The sequence below is a fragment of the Sorangium sp. So ce295 genome (genome assembly GCF_051527405.1).
Classification (GTDB): Bacteria; Myxococcota_A; Polyangia; order Polyangiales; family Polyangiaceae; genus Sorangium; species Sorangium cellulosum_B.
Genome location: NZ_CP150324.1, coordinates 7,171,209 through 7,190,655, shown reverse-complemented (window position 1 = coordinate 7,190,655; position 19,447 = coordinate 7,171,209). Strand labels below are relative to the sequence as shown.

The window sequence follows — 19,447 nt, the reverse complement described above, 5'->3', positions numbered from 1 at the left end:
TCTGGCTCGGCTCATGGGGCCTGGCGACCGTCCATGGCGGATGCACTCGCGCCTGCTGGCCGCTTCCGGCCCTTTCTCAAGGCCAACAGCGACAGCGACAGCGACACAACCACGGTGCGTGCGTGACCACGTGACCACGGTGCGGGCGTGACCCAAGACCAGGCGGGGGGCACCTACAGGGCCCGCACGCGAAGCCGACGTGGGAGAAGCATCCGCAATAACCGCTCTTCCACACCTACGTCCCAGCCGAAGTCATGGCAAAGCGGCTTGATCCGCGTTTCGATATGGAATACTAGGTTTTATGTATGCTGCCTCGTAAGAATCTATTTTCTTTCACCTCGAAAGACCCTTCGGCGTTCGGGATCCATCTCGCCGCTGCGGCGAGGGAGCACTCCGTCTATTTCGACGAGGGACTCGGCGTGCCGGTCGTACTCCGCGGGGCCGATGTGGCCGCGGTGCTGCGCGACAGCGAGACCTTCAGCACCCGGGCCTACGACACCGGGATCATGAAAGGGACGCTCGTGACGCTTAACGGGGAGTCGCACACGCGCATGCGGCGGCTCTTCAACGCGGTCCTCTCCCCACGCGTGATCTCCCGCTACGAGGAGGCGACCGTGACCCCGGTGGCGCGCAGGGTCGTGGAACGGCTCGTGCGGAAGGAGCGGGCGGATCTTTTTGATGATTTTGCGATGTCGATGCCCATGGGCGTGACGAGCGCCCTCTTCGGACTCCCGGAGGAGCGGATCGCCGAGAATGACGTGCTGATTCGCAAGATGATCCGCAGCGTCGTGATGCCGCAGGATCCCGTCGTCGTGGCCGAAGGGCGGAGCGCCCACGCCGCGATGGAAGCGCAGCTCCGGGAGATCGCCGAGCGCGAGGTGGCGCACCCGAGCGATACGCTGCTCGGCGAGATCGCGCGGGCGATCGTCGCGGAGGGCCTGGGCGGAGTGGAGGCGTGCGAGGGGGTCGTGCTCACGTTGATCCTCGCCAGCTACGAGACGACCAGCTGGATGCTGGCCAACCTGCTCGTGGCGCTGCTCGCCCACCCCGACGCGATGAACCAGCTGCGTCAGCAACCTTCGCTCCTGCCGCAGGCCATCGAGGAGTCGACCCGCTGGTGCAACAGCGCGGCGGGCATCGTGCGGTTCGTCGAGCGTGAGGCGACGATCGGCGGCGAGACGCTGGCTGCGGGGACGATCCTCTACCTGTCGCTGATCGCTCGCCATTACGACGAGGAGATCTACCCGCGACCGGAGACCTTCGACATCCATCGACGACCCGTGGGGATGCTGAACTTCGGCGGCGGTCCGCACTACTGTGTCGGGGCGCCGCTTGCGCGGATGGAGGCGAGGATCGGCGTGTCGCTCCTGCTCGAGCGCTTTCCGGCGCTGCGGGCCGATCCGACCGTGCAACCGACGTTCTCAACGGCGCCGCGCGGCGCGGCCGCGTTCGGACCTGACCAGATTCCGGCGCTGCTCGTGTAATTTTCGCGTCCCGCGACCTTACCTTGCGACCCGACCCGCGGCGGCTCGACCGCGACCGCGCGACCCGACCCAGGTTGGCGGAGGCGGAGGCGCGCGACCCGACCCAGGTTGGCGGCGGCCCGACTCAGGTTGACGCCGACCCGCGCGCGATTCGACCCAGGTTGCGAGGCCGGCGGCGGCGGCGACCCGACCCACGTTGCGGACTTTGCGGACTTTATGGTGGACTTTACGAACTCTACCCGGGTCGGGCGATCCGAGTGGCATGGCGGCCGCCACCCCTGGCGTAGGAGCCGCCACCTGCGGGGCACGGCAATTTCTTGAAATGATTGACTGCGATCTCTGGCACAGCGTTTGTTGATGTGGACGGGCCATGAGCCACCCCCGCGAGATCGCGCCCGGCGCTACCTATATGATCACCCGTCGCGTCTTGCGTCGGCACCTGCTCTTTCGCCCCGACGCAGCCATCACCCAGCTCCTGGTCTACGCCCTCGCGGTCTCGGCCCCGCGCTTCGGGATCGCGGTTCACGCGTTCTGCGCAATGTCGACGCATCTGCACCTGGTCGTGACGGACGTGAATGGAGTCCTGCCGCGCTTCTTGCAGTTCTTTCATCGTATTGTGGCGCTCGGGACCAAGGTGCTTCGCGCGTGGGAAGGACCGGTATGGGACCACGAGGCCACGAGCGTCGTGCGACTCCTGACGCGCGCTGCCGTGGTGGAAAAAATAGCCTATGTACTCGCAAACCCTGTAGCCGCTGGCCTCGTCCGGCATGCGCGTGAGTGGCCGGGAGCGAAAGTCGATGTGGGAGAGCTCGGCTGTGGCGTGCTGCGAGCGGCGCGTCCCGTGGCGTATCTTGACCCGGAGAATCCACAGTGGCCCGAGGAAGTGACGTTACCTCTCGCGTTGCCACCGGCGGTAGAGCAGGACAGCGTCGATGACTTTCGCCACGAGGTCGCCGTCGAACTCAACGTACAAGAGGCGCAGGCCCATTCGGCGCTGCAGCAGCAGGGGCGTCGTTTTCTCGGTGCTGAGCGAGTCATCAAGATCTCTCCGTACGAGCGCGTAACGAGCTTTGAGGCGCTGGGTGAGCGCAATCCGACCTTTGCCGTCGGCCGCGAGCAGGGGGACGCACGACGAATCGCTGGCGCCGCTGTGCGGGCGTTTCGCGCGTCGTACCGCGCGGCGCTCGAACGGTGGCGCGCCGGCGTGCGCAGTGTGGTATTTCCGGCGGGGACCTGGTGGATGTGCACGTTCCACGGCGCCAGCACGAGCGATTTCGGGCTTACCGTGTAGATATCGGGTGGCGAGCTTCACAGCGGCGCAGAACAGGAAGGGGCGGCTCCGACGGGTCGTTGCTGTCTCGTGGGAGCATCCGTTTGGAGGAGCTGACGCGGGCGGGCGAAGTGTTCATAGGGCGCTGCGCGCACGCCCACGAACGGGGGATGCGGTGTCGATCGCGGATGGAACGGCCCGGGTGACGCTGATTGCGTTTGATCAGCGGACGCCGATAGTTCACCGGTTGTTGGGACGATCTGGAGCGGCTCGCCGTGCAGAAGGCATGCATGGCATCCGTTGAGCCGGGCCGTTGCGGACAATACTGTCGCGGTCAACCTGGGTCGCGCATCCGACTTGTTCCGACTGTGAGCCCCGAGAAGGCCGCCGCGAAGCGGCGCCGGAAATCCGTATCCACGATCAGCTTGTCGCGCAGGGTTCGGGACATCTCAACGTGGTAGAACGGTGCGCCCATCTGACGCGACCAGCGTGCTTGCACGTTCGTGGCACCGCCCAACCTATCGATCTCCGTGGGGTAGGCGAGGACCTTTCCATCGTTGATGAACGCCCGTAGAGGGGCGAGCAGCCGGTCCAGCGCGGCGCCCTGCCCCACCGCGCTGGCGATAATGGCGGCATTCGGAGCCGAACGGTCTTGAAAGCCGTGCAGCTGCACGGTGGGCGTGCCGGGGAAGCTCTGGAGCAGCGCCCGGTGCACGGACAGGAAGAACGAACGCTCGGCGTGGGCGACGTCGGCGAAGGCGAGCGACGCAATCAGCCGCTCTCTGGAAGCACGGTTATCTCCACGAGCGCTGCCGCCGGTGCCCTGGGCGCCGTCATTCGTGGTGTTGCCGTCGACGGCTTCATCACCGCCGTCCTCGCCACCAGCGCCTTCCGTGCTCTCGTCACCCTCCGCGGTGTGACCCGGGTTGCGCCCGCCCCCGACAGGGGCACCCAGGTTGGGGCGCCCGCCTCCGACAGCGGCACCCAGGTTGGGGCGCCCGCCTTCTGCGCCGTCTTCGTCCGCGCTGGCGTTGCGTGGGTTGGGACCCCCGCCGTACCGGTGCGACGTATTCACGATCAGCGCGCGCGCTCGTTGCGCCTCGAAGATGGCCAGCGCGACGGGCAGCGTTCCCTGATCGAAGAACGTGTGCGGCGCCTCGACGATCAGCGGGACGGCCGCTCCTACGCGCAGCACGACCGCGGCTGCCCCGCGGCGGCGCGTGCCGTCCTCGGACAACACCCACAGGTCGCGCCCGCGGACCGCCCGCAGCGCGAACCCCGGTGGCGCGGCCGGCGGCGGCTGCCTGTTCTGCGCGGCGAGCCCTGCCGCCGCGATCCATGCGGCGTACGTCACCTCCTCCGCGTCGTCCGGCGGCTCCGCGATGAGGTGGCGCCCGCCCTTGCGCAGCGGGGTGATCTCCTCGTCCAGCACCTCCTGCTCGCCGCTGTTGACCGGGGCCGCCGTCACGGGCTCCTCCGCCGCTGCTCCCGGGTTCGGCGCCGCGCCCGGCGCGCTCCCGATGCTCCGACACACCCCCTGCGAGCAGCCGGCGATCGCGAACAGCACCACACAGCCTGCGCTCTTCATGGTCGTCCTCGTCGTCGGAGCCGCGATGCCCTCCGTACTTTTCTCATGCTACGGCCTCGGAAGCCAGGATGACGCTCTGCGATAGCGCGCCCTGCATCGTCTCCTCTTCCTCTTCGTCTGCCTCCGCTTCCGGAGCGGGGGCGGTTTGCGCTAGTAGCACTGCATGCCTCGTTCCTTCGAGCCCGTGCAGGCACCGCCGCTCCCCGAGCAGGTCGGTCGTACGTTTCCGCGCATGGTCGAGCTGATGCAGCGGCTCCTCGCACCGGACGGATGTCCCTGGGATCGCGAGCAGAGCTTCGCGACGCTCAGGCGCTACGTGCTCGAGGAGGCGTGCGAGGTCATCGACGCCATCGACGGCGGCGACCGCAAGGAGCTGTGCGCCGAGCTCGGCGATCTCTTGCTCCAGGTCGTCTTCCAGGCCGAGCTCGCCCGGGCCGAGGGGGCGTTCGGGCCGGACGACGTGATCGCTGCGATCTGCGAGAAGCTCGTGCGGCGCCACCCCCACGTGTTCGCGGACGAGAGCGCCGAGAACGCCGACGAGGTGCTTCAGAACTGGGAGCGCATCAAGGCGGACGAGCGGGCGAGGCAGGGGAAGGACCGCGGCGTGCTCGGCGGCGTTCCCCGCAGCCTGCCGGCGCTGACCCGGGCGCAGCGGGTGGGCGAGAAGGTCGCGCGCGTGGGTTTCGATTGGCCGGACGCGCGGGGCTCGCGCGCGAAGGTGGACGAGGAGCTCGGGGAGCTCGATCGGGCCCTCGATAGCGGCGATTCCGCCGCGATCGAGGAGGAGCTCGGGGACGTGCTCTTCGCGCTCGGGAACCTGGCGCGCCACTCCGGCGTTGACGCAGAGGGGGCCCTGCGTCGGACGATCGACAAGTTCACCCGGCGCTTCGATCACGTCGAACGGCGGGTCATGGAGCGGCACGGGGGCTGGCCTGTCAAGGCGTCCCACGACACGCTCACGCTGGAGGAGCTCGACGGCTACTGGGACGAGGCCAAGCGCGCGGAGCGGCAGACCTGACCGCGGCGCGCGCACGGTCTTGGCGAGATGCGCGCCGGGGAGACGCCGGCAGCATCCGGCGTCACCTATGCGGCCTCTCCGAGCGGCCAATCCAGGGGGAGCGGCGCGCTCCGGCGGCGTAGCACGCGGCCAATCCAGGGCGAGCAGCGCGCTCCGACGGCATAACAAGCGGCCAACCCCGGGCGAGCGGCGCTCCGACGGCGCTGAGACCGACGCGACGCTGCCTCGCTGGCTGGCCTTCGGAGCGGTCAAGTAGGCGCCATCGCATCAAAATTCGGCTTGATCAAGACGAAATTCAGGTGATTAGCTCGAATTTGTCGCGTCAATCTGTCGTTTTGTGCCGTTCTTCTCCGAAAGGGTCGTCGGCTCTTCCATCGCGATAGGCGCGTCTTCAAGGTTCTTGCGCCTTTCACGAGGCGGCCCACGGCTTGCTAGACGCCCGGGCAGCCATGGCAAACCGCTCTTCCGCCAGGTTGCTCCACGTCGCCGTCGTCGCGGACAATCCGGAGACGATCGACGCGCTTCATGCCTACTTCAGCCAGGCCGGGGTCGCGTCGAACGGCAAGAGGACATTGAACGACGCGACCAGGATGGCGCCCGCGGCGACCGCCCTCGTTCTGTTTCCCGACGACTTCGAGCCCAGCGACATCGTGACGTTCATCACGTCGCTGCGGAGCGCGCGACCGAAGCTGCTCATTCTCCTCGTGACGGGCACACCACAGTCCTTTCGCTCCGCGCTGGGACCAGACGGCCACTCCTTGCCACCCATGGTGCTGCCGAAGCCGGCGTTTGGCTGGACCATCCTCGACGCTCTTCGTGCGCACGCTCATTCGGAGCCCCGATGACTGCTTCGATAATTCGCCGGGACTCACCTCCTGATGGCGCGATGTCCACCGCGCCCGCTCACCTTCGTGAACGCGATCCTCGATCGGCTCGGGATCGCGTGATACGCAACGGTGCGTCACGCGCCGTCGTGGTGATCAGAGCTCATCCGCGCGTAGACCCGGACCGGCAGCCACGAGGCGCGCCTTTCGCCACATCCGCAGGACGTTCGGGAGCTCCCGATCGACGCGGACCTCGTCATAGCTGTCCGGTACCCGCCCGCCGAACCCGTTGTACGTCAGGAGATAGGTCCCGAGCGGCGCCTCGTTGAGGAGCTCTTCGGCGGCCGCAGTGTCGCGCTGGTATCGATCGACGCCCAGCTCGACGTCTTCATCGAGGTGGTCTTCTCGTCCAAAGAGGTTCTCGCCGAACGGGTTGAAGAAGTAGTAGGCGTCCGCGCGAGGAACTTCCGCGCTCCCCAGGGCGGCTTCGACGAAGCGAACGCGGTCCTCGATCTCGTAGACCCGCGCGAGGCTGCGCGCCGCCATGACGAGCCGAGATCGCTGTTCGATCCCCGTGAAGTGGCTGCGTCCCGCCAGCGCCGCCGCCACGCAGAACTTGCCGGCGCCCGACCCGACATCGACGACGGTGCGAACGTCGAGCTCGTCCAGCCACCGGGCCGCGCGAACAGCGACCTCGATCGGCGTCCAGAACTGAGCGGAGACGCGGCGTAGCTCGTCAGGAAGGAAGCGGTCGAAGTCGTGATTTCTAGGGCTGCGCCCCGCTCGCAGCGCCGCCGCGACGGCACCTGCCAGCGGTCCGGCCGCGCGGCCATCCACGGAGGAATGGGTTCTGTCACGACAGACGTTCGCTGCCGAAGATTTGGTATGGTCTTCCACGCGTCCTCCCTGCTCAGCTCAATGCAGCGAATCGTGCAGCCGCTTGACGAGCGATCGGTGCTCGGCCAGCAGCGCCGTGGGGAGTCGATCCGCGAACTTGCGAAGGAACTCGAGGACACCGTCGGCCTCCCTCAACCACGCGCCGCTGTCGACCGCGAGCAGCTGGAAGAGCGCGTCTTTCGAGAGGTCCATCCCGGTCAGATCGATTCCTCGTTCATGCGGAAGGAGGCCAATTGCGGACTCGCGCGCGGCCGCCGTACCCTCGACACGCTCGAGGATCCACTTGAGGACGCGGATGTTGTCGCCGAACCCGGGCCACAGGACGCGCCCGTCGTCCCCCGTCCGGAACCAGTTGACATGAAAGATCTTCGGCGGACGACTGAGCCCTTTCCCGACGGCCATCCAGTGCGCAAAGTAATCGCCCATATTGTACCCGCAGAAGGGGAGCATCGCCATGGGATCGTTTCTGAGGACGCCGACGGCGCCGGTCGCCGCGGCGGTCGTCTCGCTCGCCATGGTCGCACCGACGTAGACGCCGTGACGAAAGCTCCGCGCTTCGTAGACGAGAGGGGCGAGCTTCGATCGGCGCCCCCCGAAGAGGATGGCCGAGATCGGCACCCCCGTGGCGAGGTCGAAGGCGCCTGCCGCGCTGGGACACTGCCGCAGCGGGACGGTGAAGCGCGAGTTCGGATGCGCGGCGGGAGACGTCGCGGCGCCTTTCGTCCACTTCGCGCCGCGCCAGTCTTCGATGACCTCACGCTCGTCGAGCGGGGACATCCCCTCCCACCATACGCGACGGCCCGCGCGCAGCGCGACGTTCGTGAAGATCACATCGTGCGTGAGCGACTGCATCGCGTTCGGGTTGGTCTTGAGGCTGGTCCCTGGCGCGACGCCGAACATGCCGTTCTCCGGGTTGATGGCCCAGAGCCGTCCGTCGCTGCCAGGGTGCATCCAGCAAATATCGTCACCGACCGTCTCGACCTTCCACCCGGGGAGCGAGGGGACGAGCATCGCCAGGTTGGTCTTGCCGCACGCGCTCGGGAAGGCAGCCGTGACGTAGTGCGTGCGCCCCTCGGGGCTCGTCAAGCCGAGGATGAGCATGTGCTCGGCGAGCCAGCCCTCCGCGCGCGCTTGCGCGCTCGCGATGCGCAGCGCATGGCACTTCTTGCTGAGCAATGCGTTGCCGCCATACCCCGAGCCGATGCTCCAGATCTCGAGGGTCTCGGGAAAATGGACGACGAAGCGCCTGTCCGGCGAGAGGTCCCCGAGGCTGTGGATGCCACGAACGAAGCTCTCCGCAGCGCCGAGGTGACCGAGCGCCGCGCGGCCCATGCGCGTCATGATCCGGAGGTTGAGAGCGACGTACGGGCTGTCGGTAAGCTCGACCCCGACGCGGCTGAAGGGCGACCCCGCGGGGCCCATCAGGTACGGCACCACGTACATCGTCCGGTCCTTCATCGCGCCTGCGAAGAGCGACCATACGCGCGTCTGCGCCTCCTCTCGGCTCATCCAGTGGTTCGTGGGCCCTGCGTCCTCCCTTCGTGGCGTCGAGATGAAGGTGAGGTGCTCCGTCCTCGCGACGTCCGTTGGATCCGATCGATGCAGGAATGAACGAGGGTGGGTCCGTGGATCCAGCTCGATGAACGAACCGGAGAGCGCCATGTCGCGCTCGAGGGTGGTCCGCTCCGCCTCGCTGCCGTCGCACCAACGGATGCGCGCGGGTCGCGTGTGTTCGGCGATCGCCTGGACCCAGGCGCGGAGCGCGCGGTTCGTCGTGGGAGCGTCGTTCATGGTCTTGGTCTTGGTCACAGCAGAATCCGTGCCGGAGCAGGGGCTGGCCGTGAACCGCGCCAGGAGCGCTCGAAGCGGGGCGCTTTCTCGGCATTTTCAGGGCGAACAGCCGACGAATTTCGCCAGTCGCGGGGCGACGTGGATCGCCGGAGCCGATCTCGTGGTCGGGCTTGCAGGTTGCGACAAGATCGCTCAGTATTTCTCGCGTGGGAGAGCGAAAACGACGACCTGACGTGGTATTTGAGCCGATCATGCGCTCCCACGCCATGAAGAAGGCGGACCAGATCCTTCGCGCCGTCGCCGCGAAGGACGTCACCCTGACGCTGATCGGCGAGAGCGGCTCCGGCAAGGAGGTGCTGGCGAGGCGCGCGCACGAGCTTTCGGAGCGCCGGCGGGGGCCTTTCGTGCCCATCAATTGCGCGGCCATCCCCGACGCGCTCTTTGAAAGCGAGCTCTTCGGTCACGAGCGCGGCGCGTTCACCGGGGCGAGCGAGCGAGCGAAGGGCAAGGTCGAAGCGGCCGAGCGGGGCACGCTCTTGCTCGATGAGATCGGTGATATGCCGATGCCGATGCAGGCGAAGCTCCTGCGATTCCTCGAGAACCGCCGGTACATGCGCGTCGGCGGCGCGACGAAGATCGAGGCGGATGTCCGGTTGATGTTTGCCACGCTACGACCCCTCGATCAGGAGGTGCGCGCGGGTCGTTTTCGCGCCGACCTGTTCTATCGAATCCAGGGCATCACGCTCAATGTCCCCGCTTTGCGTGAGCGACGCGCTGACATCGCGCCCCTGCTGAATCAGTTCACCGCGCAGCACTCGGCGCGACACGGGGTTCGCCCGCCGAGGTTCAGCCGGCAGGCCAAGGCGCTGCTGCTCCGTTACGACTGGCCTGGCAACGTGCGCGAGCTCCGGAACGTCGTGGAGACGCTCTGCTTGCTCCGGGATGGGCGGCAGGTGCGCGTGGCCGATCTGCCCGAGAGCGTCCGTTCGCTGGTCGTGCCCGAAGAAGCCGCCGCGGGCGTGTCGTGCGCCAGCACCTCGCCCGCGCTCGACCTCGACGACGGATTGGAGTCGCTCATCCAGCAGATCGTCCAGGCGGCGCTGGAGCGCGACGGGGGCGACAAGGTCAAGGCGGCGGCGCGACTTCGGATCAGCCTGAGGACGGTGCAACGCTACGTCGCAGCGGGGCGCGTGCGGGTGCCAAGCGGGCCAGTCCGTGGAGAGCAGAGGGCGGCGAAGAAATGAGCCGGGCCGGCCCGGCCGACTACCTGCGTTGGGGCTGCCCGCATGTCGCGGTGACGACCGGAGCCACCCAGGTTGCGGTAAACATGTCTCGCCGGGCTCACTCGCGTTCAGCTATCAGAACGAAGCGCTCGCGCACGCGCGCCTCGTTCGACTCGTGATGGACGTGGATCTCATACCGGCCCGGATGAGCCACGGCCACGCCGAGCGGCGCGTCGCCGCGGTAGCGCGTCAGCCTGTGCGAGCAGCGCTCCTGCCGGCAGTGCTGCTCCAGCGATCCACCTTCGCCGTCAGGCAACCGCACGCGCACGTGCTCCGGCACCTCGAGCTGGACCACCGCCGGCTCGTCCGCGTGGCGGTGGGTCCACAGATCGAGGAGCGTCCACGCGTGCCCTTCGTCAGGCAAGGCGACGGCGCGCTCCTCGGATCGCTCGATCGCCGGAGAGCACGCGCCCCTGTCGCCCGCCACGAAGACGGCGACCGCCAGGGCGGCGAGCGCCGGGGCCGCGATGAACGCCCTCCACCCCCAGCGGTCGCTCTCTCGCTGCGAGCGCGCGCCGCCGGCCGCCGCCGGGCGCTCCGGTCGCTCGGGGAGCTTGCTCAGCGCGCGCTCGACGAGCGCATCGGAGGGGCTCATCGAGCGCAGCGCCCGCATGTTCGCCGCCAGATCCTGCGGAATGGGAGGCAGATCGTCGTCGCGCTCGCTCACGTCGAACCCTCCCGCTCCGCGACGGCGCGCGGCGCTGCCAGACGCTCGTAGGCGTCGCGCAGCCGCGCGCGCCCTCGGGCGTGGCGGCTCTTCACCGTCCCCTTGGGGATCCCGAGGAGCTCGGCCACGCTGTCATACCCGACTTCCTCGATGTCGCATAGCACCACCACGGTGCGAAATTCCTCCGGCAACTCCTGGAGGCACGCAAGGAGCACTCCAGTGTCCTGGCTCAAGATCGCGGCCGCCTCCGGGCTCGAGACCTCGGAGCGAGGGAGGATGCCGAGCGCGTCGGTGCACACCTCGACGAGGCGATCGAGCAGGCTGCGGCGCCGCGCCTCGGTCCGGTAAGCCTCCAAGTACTCGTGCCGAGCGATCCCGCAGAGCCAGACGCCGAGGTCGGAGCGTCCCTCGAAGGACGCCGCGTGCAGGTATGCCTTGAGCAACGCGTTCTGGAACAGATCGTCCGCCTGGTCTCGCGCGCCGCAGAGCGAGGCGCAGAATCGATAGAGCCGAGGGAGCACCGGGCGCACCGCCGACTCGAACTCCGCGCGCGATTCGCCGAGGGGGGGTCGCGATTCGGTCATGAGGGCCGCTCGAGCATCTAGAGCGTCGAAGGCCGGAACTCTAGCGTGGAATGGACGGACGGGTAGCGCCCGCTGCTCGCGCCACGAGGGGGCGAGCGACGTCACCCCGAAGGAGGAAGAAATGTCCATCGGCTGCCCTGGGACGGAACGGATCCGCGCCGAGGTTCCTGGGCGCCGTACGAAATCGTCACCCCGAGCGGGAACCTCCGGCCGACTGGTCCCGTCCTGGGCCGTGTTCTGACGAACAGCGGGCCCACAGGGTGCCCCAACTCCAAGGCGAGCACCGCATGTCCAATCCGAACAGTTCGAGGGCGTCGACGTCCTCGGCGTCCACATGGAGGAACGACCTGGTTTCAGGGTTCCTCGTTTTCTTGATCGCCCTGCCGCTCTGCCTGGGCATCGCCATGGCGAGCGGGTTCCCTCCCATCGCGGGCGTGCTCACCGCCGTCGTCGGTGGTATGGTCGCCACCTGGCTCGGCAGCGCGCCGCTGACCATCAAGGGGCCCGCCGCGGGCCTCATCGTTATTGCGCTGGGTGCCGTTCAGGAGCTCGGCGGCGGGGACAACGCCGTGGGCTACCGCCGCGCGCTCGCCTGCATCGCCGTCGCCGCGGTGACACAGATCGTCTTCGCCCTGGCGCGCGCGGGCACGCTCGGCGACTTTTTCCCCTCCTCGGTGGTCCACGGCATGCTGGCGGCCATCGGGATCATCATCTGCTCGAAACAGGTCCACACGCTCGTCGGCGTCACGCCTGCGGCGAAGGACCCGCTCCACCTGATCCTGGAGATCCCGCGCAGCCTGTTGCGCCTGAACCCCGAGATCGCCTCGATCGGCATCCTCTCGATGATCCTCCTCTTCGGCTATCCAGTGATCGCCAAGAGAGCTCGCTGGATGCAGAAGATCCCCGCGCCCATGCTGGTGCTGGCGCTGTCCGTGCCGCTCGCTTATGTCTTCGATCTCGAGCACGAGCACACGTACACGCTCGCGGCGACCCACACGACGTACGCGATCGGGCCGAGCTTCCTCGTCAACCTGCCTGGCAACCTCGTCCAGGCGATCGTCTTCCCGGACTTCAGCCACGTCGGCACGCCCGCGTCCATCAAATATATCGTCATGTTCTCGCTGGTGGGCAGCATCGAGTCGCTCCTGTCCGCGAAGGCCGTCGACGCGCTCGATCCCGCGAAGAGCCGCTCCGACCTCGACAAGGATCTGCTCGCTACGGGCGTGGGCAACCTCATCGCGGGCCTGCTCGGCGGGCTGCCGATGATCTCCGAGATCGTTCGCAGCTCCGCGAACATCGGCTACGGCGCGAAGAGCCGGTTGTCGAACTTCTTTCACGGGACCTTCCTCCTCCTCTTCGTGGCCTTCGCGCCGGGCCTCATTCACCGGATCCCCCTCGCCGCGCTCGCCGCGATGCTCACCTTCACGGGCACCCGCCTCGCGTCACCCAAGGAGTTCGCGAAGACGCTCCGCATCGGCAGGGAGCAGCTCGTCATCTTCGCCACCACGGCCGCGATGTGCATCGTCTCCGATCTGCTCGTCGGCGTCGCGGCCGGCATCGCCGTGAAGCTGCTCATCCACCTGACGAACGGCGCGCCGCTGCGCGTCCTCTTCCGCTCCGATGTGGACGAGCGCGTCGAGGAGGGGCGGGTCGTGCTGCGCGTCAAGCACGCCGCCATCTTCAGCAATTACCTCAGCATCCAGCGGAAGATCGAGAGCCACGCGCACGTCTCGAACATCGAGATCGACTTCGCGAATGCCCGCCTTGTCGATCACACGGTCATGTCCAACCTGCATGAGCTCCAGGGCGTGATGGAGCGAAATGGGCGGACATTGACCCTCGCCGGCCTCGGCGATCATTTCCAGATGTCATCCCACCCGCTCTCGGCGAGGAAGCGGCCTGTCATCAGCCCCGTCGCCGAGCGCTGAATCGAGTCGAGACACCATGGCGCGAAAGGGGGGAGCGCGCGTGGGGCTCTCCAGGAACAACCGCCACTCGGGAACCCCATGAACAGCGAGCTCTCTCAGGATCTTCGCGCGAGCGCCGCCCGGCAGAGGCATCTGCGCGACGTTGTCGAGCACGCCGGACACCTCCTTCCGGCGCAGGGGCCTATCGGCGTGTTCGTCCACCACAACACGCTGCACGCGTTCCAGCACCTGCCGTTCCATGACGCGGTCGCCGCGGCGAGCGCGGTCTTCGAGGCCGAGCCGTATCTCTCCGAGGCAGACTACCGCGCGCACATCGCGTCGGGTCGGATCGGCGACGAGGACCTCGAGGCCGCGCTCGCGAGGCGGTTCGCCGCGCAGCCGGACGAGCGGAGAGGCCCGCTGTCCCGGCACGCGATCGAGCGGCTCGCGCTGCGCCATCCGATCGACGCCGAGACGGCGGCGGGCCTCCTGTGGCGTATCTCCGAGGCCGGGGAGACGCGCAGGCTCCGGGCCGACGTCCCCGACGAGCGACGCCGGCGCATCGTCTACAGCACGGAGCGCTGGCTCGAGGCGCGCCCGGAGATCGCGGCGCGCCTCCTCGACCGGGGGGGCCGCGAGCCGGAGGCGCGCGCCGCCCTCGCGCTCTGGGACGCGTGCCGCGCCGTGCCGCTGCCGCCCGCCCCGCCCCTGGAGCCGCCGCTCGTCGAGCGCGTGGGCGCCGATCGGTCGCACCGCGATCTGCTTGTCGAGCTGGCTGGCGAGGATCCGGCCGAGCTCGTCGATGCGCTCATGATCCGGTTCCTCGGCGCCTACCTCGACGAGGGCATTGCACACTGGACGATGCCCGATCGAGCGAAGGGGCTCTGGCGCTGCTTTTGCGGCATGGCGCTCGAGGGCTCCCGGCTGGCCGCCCCGGCCTTCGTCGGGCTCGACGCGGAGCTCCGTCGCTTCGACGCGGAGGCGCTGTCGCCGCCCGCCATCGCCGTCCGCGCCCTCGAGGAGCTCTCCGTCGCCCAGGACCACTGGGACGTGTACGTGACACGCGTGCTGCTCGAGCTGCCGGGCTGGGCCGGCATGATCCACCGCCTCGAGCACACGCCGAGCGACCGGCCTGCGGGATCACCGCCCGTGTCGCTGGTCGAGTACCTCGCCGTGCGCCTCACGCTCGCCCGGTACGCGCTGCGCGACGTCGCGCGCCGGCGGCTGGGATACCGAGGACCGCTCGCCGGCCTCGTCGAGCATGCCCGGCGCGCCGCGCGGCCGCCTGCGCCGCCGTCGAGCTCGCCTGATCATGCTCGGCCGTTCCGTCTGTTCCAGCTCGCTCAGCTCGCCGGCCTCTCGGCCGCCGACATCGAGCCACTGTCCAAGGCGGAGCGCGTCTGGGCGCTCGAGGCGCTCGAGGCGTTCGACGAGATCGCGCGGCGCCGCGTCCTGCATGAGGCCTACGAGCACCACCACCGGACCGAGGTGCTGCACGGGATCGCCGCGAACCTCCGGCGCCCCGAGGAGGAGCGCTCCGTGGAGGCGCCCCGCTTCCAGGTCGCGTTCTGCATCGACGACCGCTGCGAGGGCCTCCGGAGGCATTTCGAGGAGCTCTCGCCGCGGCACGATACCTTCGGCGTGGCCGGGTTCTTCGGCGTGCCGATCCGCTACCGCGGGCTCGACGACGCAGGCCACGTGAGCCTCTGCCCGGTCGGCGTGGAGCCGGCGCACGAGATCGTCGAGCGGCCGCACGAGGAAGAGGCGGGCTGGCGACGAAAGGCTCGCCGCAAGCGCTGGGCGCGGCTCCTGCACGCGCTGGGGCGCGGTACCCGCACCATGGCGCGCGGCGTGCTGCTCACCCCGACCCTGGGCCTGCTGTCCACCGTCCCGCTCGTGGGACGCACCCTCTTTCCGCGGGCGGTGGCGAGGCTGCGCCGCGCCCTCGAGCGGCGCCTGCTCCCGCCGGTGCCGACGCGGCTCCACAGCCCGCATGACGAGGGCTCCGCCGCGGGCGGCGAGGGGCAGCCGTTCACCGCCGCGGCCAAGGCGGGCCGCGTGGCCGCCACGCTGGAGAACATGGGGCTCACGCGCGGCTTCGCGCCGATCGTGGTCGTGCTCGGCCACGGGGCGACCAGCGTGAACAACCCGCACCAGTCGGCGTACGACTGCGGCGCGTGCGGCGGCCGCCACGGCGGCCCGAACGCGCGGTTGTTCGCGGCCATGGCGAACGATCCCGAGGTCCGCGCGCTGCTCGCCGCGCGCGGGATCGACATCCCGGACGAGACCTTCTTCCTCGGCGGCATGAACAACACGACGACGGACGAGATCGTCCTCTACGACCAGCACCTCGTGCCGGCGTCCCACCGCGGCGAGCTCTCGGCGCTGGTCGGAGCGCTCGACGCCGCGCGCCAGCAGCACGCGCACGAGCGCTGCCGGAGGTTCGCGTCGGCGCCGCGCGAGGGCGACGCCGCGCGGGCGCTGGCGCACGTCGAGGCGCGCGCCGCGGATCTCAGCGAGGCGCGGCCCGAGCTGGGGCACGTGACCAACGCGGTCTGCGTCGTCGGCCGCCGCTCGCTCACCCGCGGGCTGTTCCTCGACCGCAGGGCGTTCCTCGTCTCGTACGACCCGACCCAGGATCAGGACGGAGCGATCCTCGAGCGCATCCTGCTCGCGGTCGGCCCGGTCGGGGCAGGGATCAACCTCGAGTACTACTTCTCCTGCGTCGACAACCGCCGTTACGGCGCCGGCACCAAGCTGCCTCACAACCTCGCCTCGCTGCTCGGGGTCATGGAGGGTTCGCTGAGCGACCTGCGCACCGGGCTGCCCAAGCAGATGATCGAGATCCACGAGCCGGTGCGCCTGCTCGTCATCGTCGAGGCGAGCACGGACACGGCCGCCGCGCTGTACGCGCGGCAGCCGGCCCTCCGCGAGCTCATCGGCAACGGCTGGATCCAGCTCGCCTGCGTCGATCCGGCGACGCGCCGGATCGCGTGCTTCACGGGCGACGGCTTCGCGCCGTTCTCTCCGCCGGATCAACCCTTGCCCGCGGTCCAGCGCTCCGCCGACTGGTACGCCGGGAGGTCCGGCTTCGTTCCGCCTGCGCTCATTCGAGCCGCGTCCACGCGGCCACGTGAGGTCGTCGACCATGCTGTCTGATGTGCTCCTCGGCAGGCTCGCCGCGCTCGCCGTGCTCTCTCCGGCGGCGGCGTTCGCCGCGCTCGGCGCCTACCTGCTGCTCCTTCGCACGCCGAGCGAGCGCGTCGTGTCGCGCGTCGTGCTCTCCACGCTCGCGCTCTCGCTCGCGGCCTCGCTGGCGATATGGGTCTCGGCCGTCGCGGCGCCCTACGCGTTCGTCCCGGTGGCGCTCGGCCACTGGTTCGAGCTCGGCGATTATGCGTTCGAGGTCGTCCTGCTCGTCGATCGGCTGTCGGCGACGATGATGCTCCTCGTCTCGCTGATCGCGCTCCTGGTCGGCAGGTTCTCGGTGGCGTACCTGCACCGCGAGCCGGGCTTCGCGCGCTTCTTCCTGCTCCTCGCGCTGTTCTCGACGGGGATGCTGGGGCTCGTGTCGGCGGGCACCGTCGACCTCCTCTTCGCCGGCTGGGAGCTCGTCGGCGCGACGAGCGTCCTGCTCGTGGCCTTCTTCCACGACCGCGAGGCGCCGCCGCGGGCCGCGGTGCGGGTGTACATCACCTACCGGCTCTGCGACATCGGGCTGCTCGGGGGCGCGGTGCTCATGCACGACGTCGCCCGCTCCTCGCAGTGGGGCGAGGTGTTCGGCGGCTCGCCCTGGCCCGGGACCGCCGCGTCGCTCGGGCCCGGCGCGGCCACGGCGCTCGCGCTGTGCCTGTTCCTCGCCGCGATGGGCAAGAGCGCGCAGTTTCCTCTGGGCAGCTGGCTGCCGCGGGCCATGGAGGGGCCGACGCCATCGAGCGCGCTCTTCTACGGCGCCATCTCGGTGCACGCCGGGGTGTACCTCATGCTCCGCGCGGCCCCGCTGCTCCAGCGCTCGCTCGCCGCGAGCGTGGTGATCACCTGCGTCGGGGCGGCGACGGCCGTCTACGGCACGATGGTGGGGCGCGTGCAGGCGGACGTGAAGGGCGCGCTCGCGCACGCGACGATGACGCAGGTGGGGCTCATGTTCGTGGAGATCGGGCTCGGGCTCTACTGGCTCGCGCTCGTCCACATGTTCGCCCACGCCTGCCTGCGCTGCCTCCAGCTGCTGCGCGCCCCCTCGGCGCTCCGCGACGCGCAGGACATCCGGGCCGCGCACGCCGGCGAGCCGCTGCCGCACCTCGGGCTCGCGGGCCGGCTGCTGCCGGCGGCGCTCGTGCGGCGCGCGTACTGGCTGTCGCTCGACCGCTTCCACCTCGAGGGGCTGCAGGAGCGGCTCGTCGCCGCGCCGCTGATGCGCCTCGGGCGCCTGCTCGACCGGAGCGAGCGCCGCTGGGTGGCGGCGCTGAGCGGCTGGCCCGAGCGCGCCCCCGCGGCGCCCGGCGACGAGGGCGCGCGCGAAGAGACAGAGATCGCGGCGGCCTTCCAGCCCCGCGCGCGCGATACGAAGAGGGCTCGCACGTGAACGCCTTTCCGCTCCTCGGGACGCTCATCCTCACGCCCGCGATCGCGGCGCTGTTCGCCGCCCGGGCGCGCAGCGACGAGCGCGCCCGCCGCGTCGCCCTCGTCGGCGCGGCGCTCACCCTGATCCTCTCGCTGCTGCCGCTCGCGCTCTCGTACGCCGGCGTCGCGCTCACCGCCGGGGGGCCCGCCTTGCCGCTCCTCGGAGCGCGCCTCCGCCTCAGCCTCGACGGCTTCACCATCACGTTGCTCCCGCTGCTCGGCCTCGTCCTGCTCGCCCTGCTCGCCGCGAGCCCGCGCGCCGCGATCGATCCGCCCGGCGCCGCCGCGCTGCTCGCCACCGGCAGCGCCATCCTCGCCGTGTTCTGCGTGGTCGATCTCGCGGTGCTCGCGGCAGCGTGGGTCGCCGCCCTCGTGCCGGTGGATCGCCTGGTCGCCAGGAAGGGCGCCCAGGACCCGCTCCTCCGGCGCACCTGCCGCATCTTCCTGCTGGGGGGCACGGCGCCGCTCGTCGTGGCGATCGGCGCCATCGCCGTGCTCGCCGCGCGCCGGGGGGCCGCCCTGCCGTTCGACGTCGAGGAGATCGCCCGCGTCGGCGTCCCCGAAGCATGGCAGTCGCCGCTGTTCGCGCTCGTCGGCATCGCGGTGCTGATGCGCATGGCCGCCGTGCCGTTCCACGGCTGGCTGCCGGTGCTGCTGGAGCGGGGGCCGCTCGGCGTGACCATCCTGCTCGCCCAGATGCAGGTCGGCGTCTGCGTGCTCGTTCGCGTGGGGGTGACGCTCCTGCCCGTGGGCTCCGCCGACGGCATGCCGATCCTCGCCGTGCTGGGCCTGATCAGCGCGCTCCACGGCGCGGTGCTCGCGCTGGTCCAGACCGATCTGCGCCGGCTGCTCGGCTACCTCGTGGCGAGCCAGAAGGGGCTCGTGCTCCTCGGGGTCGCCTCGCTGAGCCCGCAGAGCGTGAGCGGCGCGCTCCTGCAGAGCGTCGCCCTGTCGATCGCGATCACGGGGCTCGCGATGGTCGTCGGCGCGATCGAGGCGCGCGCCGGCACGGCGGACACGCGGGAGCTCGGCGGCCTCGTCGCCCGGACGCCCCGCATGGCCGCCTTCTTCTTCCTGCTCGCGTGCGCCATGATCGGGATGCCGGGGGCGCTCTCGTTCGTGAGCGAGGACCTGCTCCTGCATGGGATGTTGCACGTCCATCCCGTGCTCGCGGTGCTGGCGCTGACGGCGGCGGCGCTCAACGGGATCACGCTGTTCCGGGCGTTCCAGCGGACCTTCCTGGGGCCGCTCCGGCGCCACCTGAAGGGCGCCGCGGTGGAGACGCTCGTGCTCCGCGAGCGCGGGTTCCTGCTCGCGCTGGTCGCGCTCACCGTCGTCCTGGGGGTGGCCCCGGCGCGGCTGATCGCGATCCATGCGCCGGTGGTCGAGCGGGTACTCCACGACGTGGCGCACGGCGCGCAGGCGCGCCTCGCGGCAGCGGCGAACCGCCGCTCCATCGACGCGGACGGCCGAGCGCCCCTTCGTGACGGACGACCGTCGCCCTGAGCCGCGTC

General features: G+C 69.8%; 15 protein-coding genes. 10 read left to right on the top strand and 5 right to left on the bottom strand.

What is annotated here, in order from left to right; genetic code table 11:
* The first annotated feature begins 305 nt into the window (after window positions 1–305).
* Both WMF11_RS27290 and WMF11_RS27285 read left to right on the top strand, forming a co-directional pair.
* Window positions 306–1,484, top strand: a complete 1,179-nt coding sequence (locus WMF11_RS27290) for a cytochrome P450 (RefSeq protein ID WP_437972790.1) — start codon at window positions 306–308, stop codon at window positions 1,482–1,484.
* Window positions 1,485–1,854: 370 nt separating this feature from the next.
* A complete protein-coding gene (locus WMF11_RS27285; RefSeq protein ID WP_437902223.1) occupies window positions 1,855–2,775 on the top strand; it encodes a transposase in 921 nt (306 codons plus the stop codon).
* Window positions 2,776–3,088: 313 nt separating this feature from the next.
* On the opposite strand, the gene WMF11_RS27280 is transcribed toward WMF11_RS27285, so the two are convergent.
* Entirely contained in the window at window positions 3,089–4,321 is a 1,233-nt protein-coding gene (locus tag WMF11_RS27280; protein WP_437972789.1) for a hypothetical protein, read from the bottom strand.
* Between the two features lie 184 nt (window positions 4,322–4,505).
* On the opposite strand from WMF11_RS27280, the gene mazG reads away from it, so the two are divergent.
* Complete coding sequence (gene mazG / locus WMF11_RS27275; RefSeq protein WP_437972788.1) at window positions 4,506–5,360, top strand: nucleoside triphosphate pyrophosphohydrolase; 855 nt, start codon at window positions 4,506–4,508, stop codon at window positions 5,358–5,360.
* 449 nt (window positions 5,361–5,809) lie between these two features.
* Window positions 5,810–6,205 carry a hypothetical protein gene (locus WMF11_RS27270; RefSeq protein WP_437972787.1) on the top strand — a complete coding sequence of 132 codons (396 nt, stop codon included), beginning with the start codon at window positions 5,810–5,812 and terminating at the stop codon, window positions 6,203–6,205.
* A gap of 135 nt (window positions 6,206–6,340) precedes the next feature.
* On the opposite strand, the gene WMF11_RS27265 is transcribed toward WMF11_RS27270, so the two are convergent.
* Together WMF11_RS27265 and WMF11_RS27260 are read right to left on the bottom strand one after the other, a co-directional pair.
* Window positions 6,341–7,021 carry a hypothetical protein gene (locus WMF11_RS27265; protein ID WP_437972786.1) on the bottom strand — a complete coding sequence of 227 codons (681 nt, stop codon included), beginning with the start codon at window positions 7,019–7,021 and terminating at the stop codon, window positions 6,341–6,343.
* Window positions 7,022–7,099: 78 nt separating this feature from the next.
* Window positions 7,100–8,872 (bottom strand): phosphoenolpyruvate carboxykinase (GTP), encoded by a 1,773-nt coding sequence (locus WMF11_RS27260; RefSeq protein ID WP_437972785.1) that lies wholly within the window; start codon window positions 8,870–8,872, stop codon window positions 7,100–7,102.
* Here WMF11_RS27260 and WMF11_RS27255 point away from each other — a divergent pair.
* Together WMF11_RS27255 and WMF11_RS27250 are read left to right on the top strand one after the other, a co-directional pair.
* Window positions 8,871–9,104, top strand: coding sequence for a hypothetical protein (locus WMF11_RS27255; RefSeq protein WP_437972784.1), 234 nt, complete (start codon window positions 8,871–8,873; stop codon window positions 9,102–9,104). The two genes, WMF11_RS27260 and WMF11_RS27255, sit on opposite strands and share 2 nt — an antisense overlap.
* Before the next feature lie 19 nt (window positions 9,105–9,123).
* Window positions 9,124–10,116, top strand: a complete 993-nt coding sequence (locus WMF11_RS27250) for a sigma-54 interaction domain-containing protein (RefSeq protein WP_437541006.1) — start codon at window positions 9,124–9,126, stop codon at window positions 10,114–10,116.
* Window positions 10,117–10,213: 97 nt separating this feature from the next.
* Here WMF11_RS27250 and WMF11_RS27245 read toward each other — a convergent pair whose 3' ends face one another.
* Both WMF11_RS27245 and WMF11_RS27240 read right to left on the bottom strand, forming a co-directional pair.
* Window positions 10,214–10,822 carry a hypothetical protein gene (locus WMF11_RS27245; protein ID WP_437972783.1) on the bottom strand — a complete coding sequence of 203 codons (609 nt, stop codon included), beginning with the start codon at window positions 10,820–10,822 and terminating at the stop codon, window positions 10,214–10,216.
* Entirely contained in the window at window positions 10,819–11,406 is a 588-nt protein-coding gene (locus tag WMF11_RS27240; RefSeq protein WP_437972782.1) for an RNA polymerase sigma factor, read from the bottom strand. The genes WMF11_RS27245 and WMF11_RS27240 overlap by 4 nt, the downstream gene beginning before the upstream one ends.
* A 287-nt stretch (window positions 11,407–11,693) precedes the next feature.
* Here WMF11_RS27240 and WMF11_RS27235 point away from each other — a divergent pair, with 287 nt between their 5' ends.
* The 4 genes from WMF11_RS27235 (at window position 11,694) to WMF11_RS27220 (ending at window position 19,439) form a co-directional block, all read left to right on the top strand.
* Window positions 11,694–13,334, top strand: a complete 1,641-nt coding sequence (locus tag WMF11_RS27235; RefSeq protein WP_437972781.1) for a SulP family inorganic anion transporter — start codon at window positions 11,694–11,696, stop codon at window positions 13,332–13,334.
* Between the two features lie 78 nt (window positions 13,335–13,412).
* Window positions 13,413–16,472 (top strand): YbcC family protein, encoded by a 3,060-nt coding sequence (locus WMF11_RS27230; RefSeq protein ID WP_437972780.1) that lies wholly within the window; start codon window positions 13,413–13,415, stop codon window positions 16,470–16,472.
* Entirely contained in the window at window positions 16,462–17,895 is a 1,434-nt protein-coding gene (locus WMF11_RS27225) for a proton-conducting transporter transmembrane domain-containing protein (protein ID WP_437972779.1), read from the top strand. The genes WMF11_RS27230 and WMF11_RS27225 overlap by 11 nt, the downstream gene beginning before the upstream one ends.
* A complete protein-coding gene (locus WMF11_RS27220; protein WP_437972778.1) occupies window positions 17,892–19,439 on the top strand; it encodes a complex I subunit 4 family protein in 1,548 nt (515 codons plus the stop codon). The genes WMF11_RS27225 and WMF11_RS27220 overlap by 4 nt, the downstream gene beginning before the upstream one ends.
* Window positions 19,440–19,447: the final 8 nt, after the last annotated feature.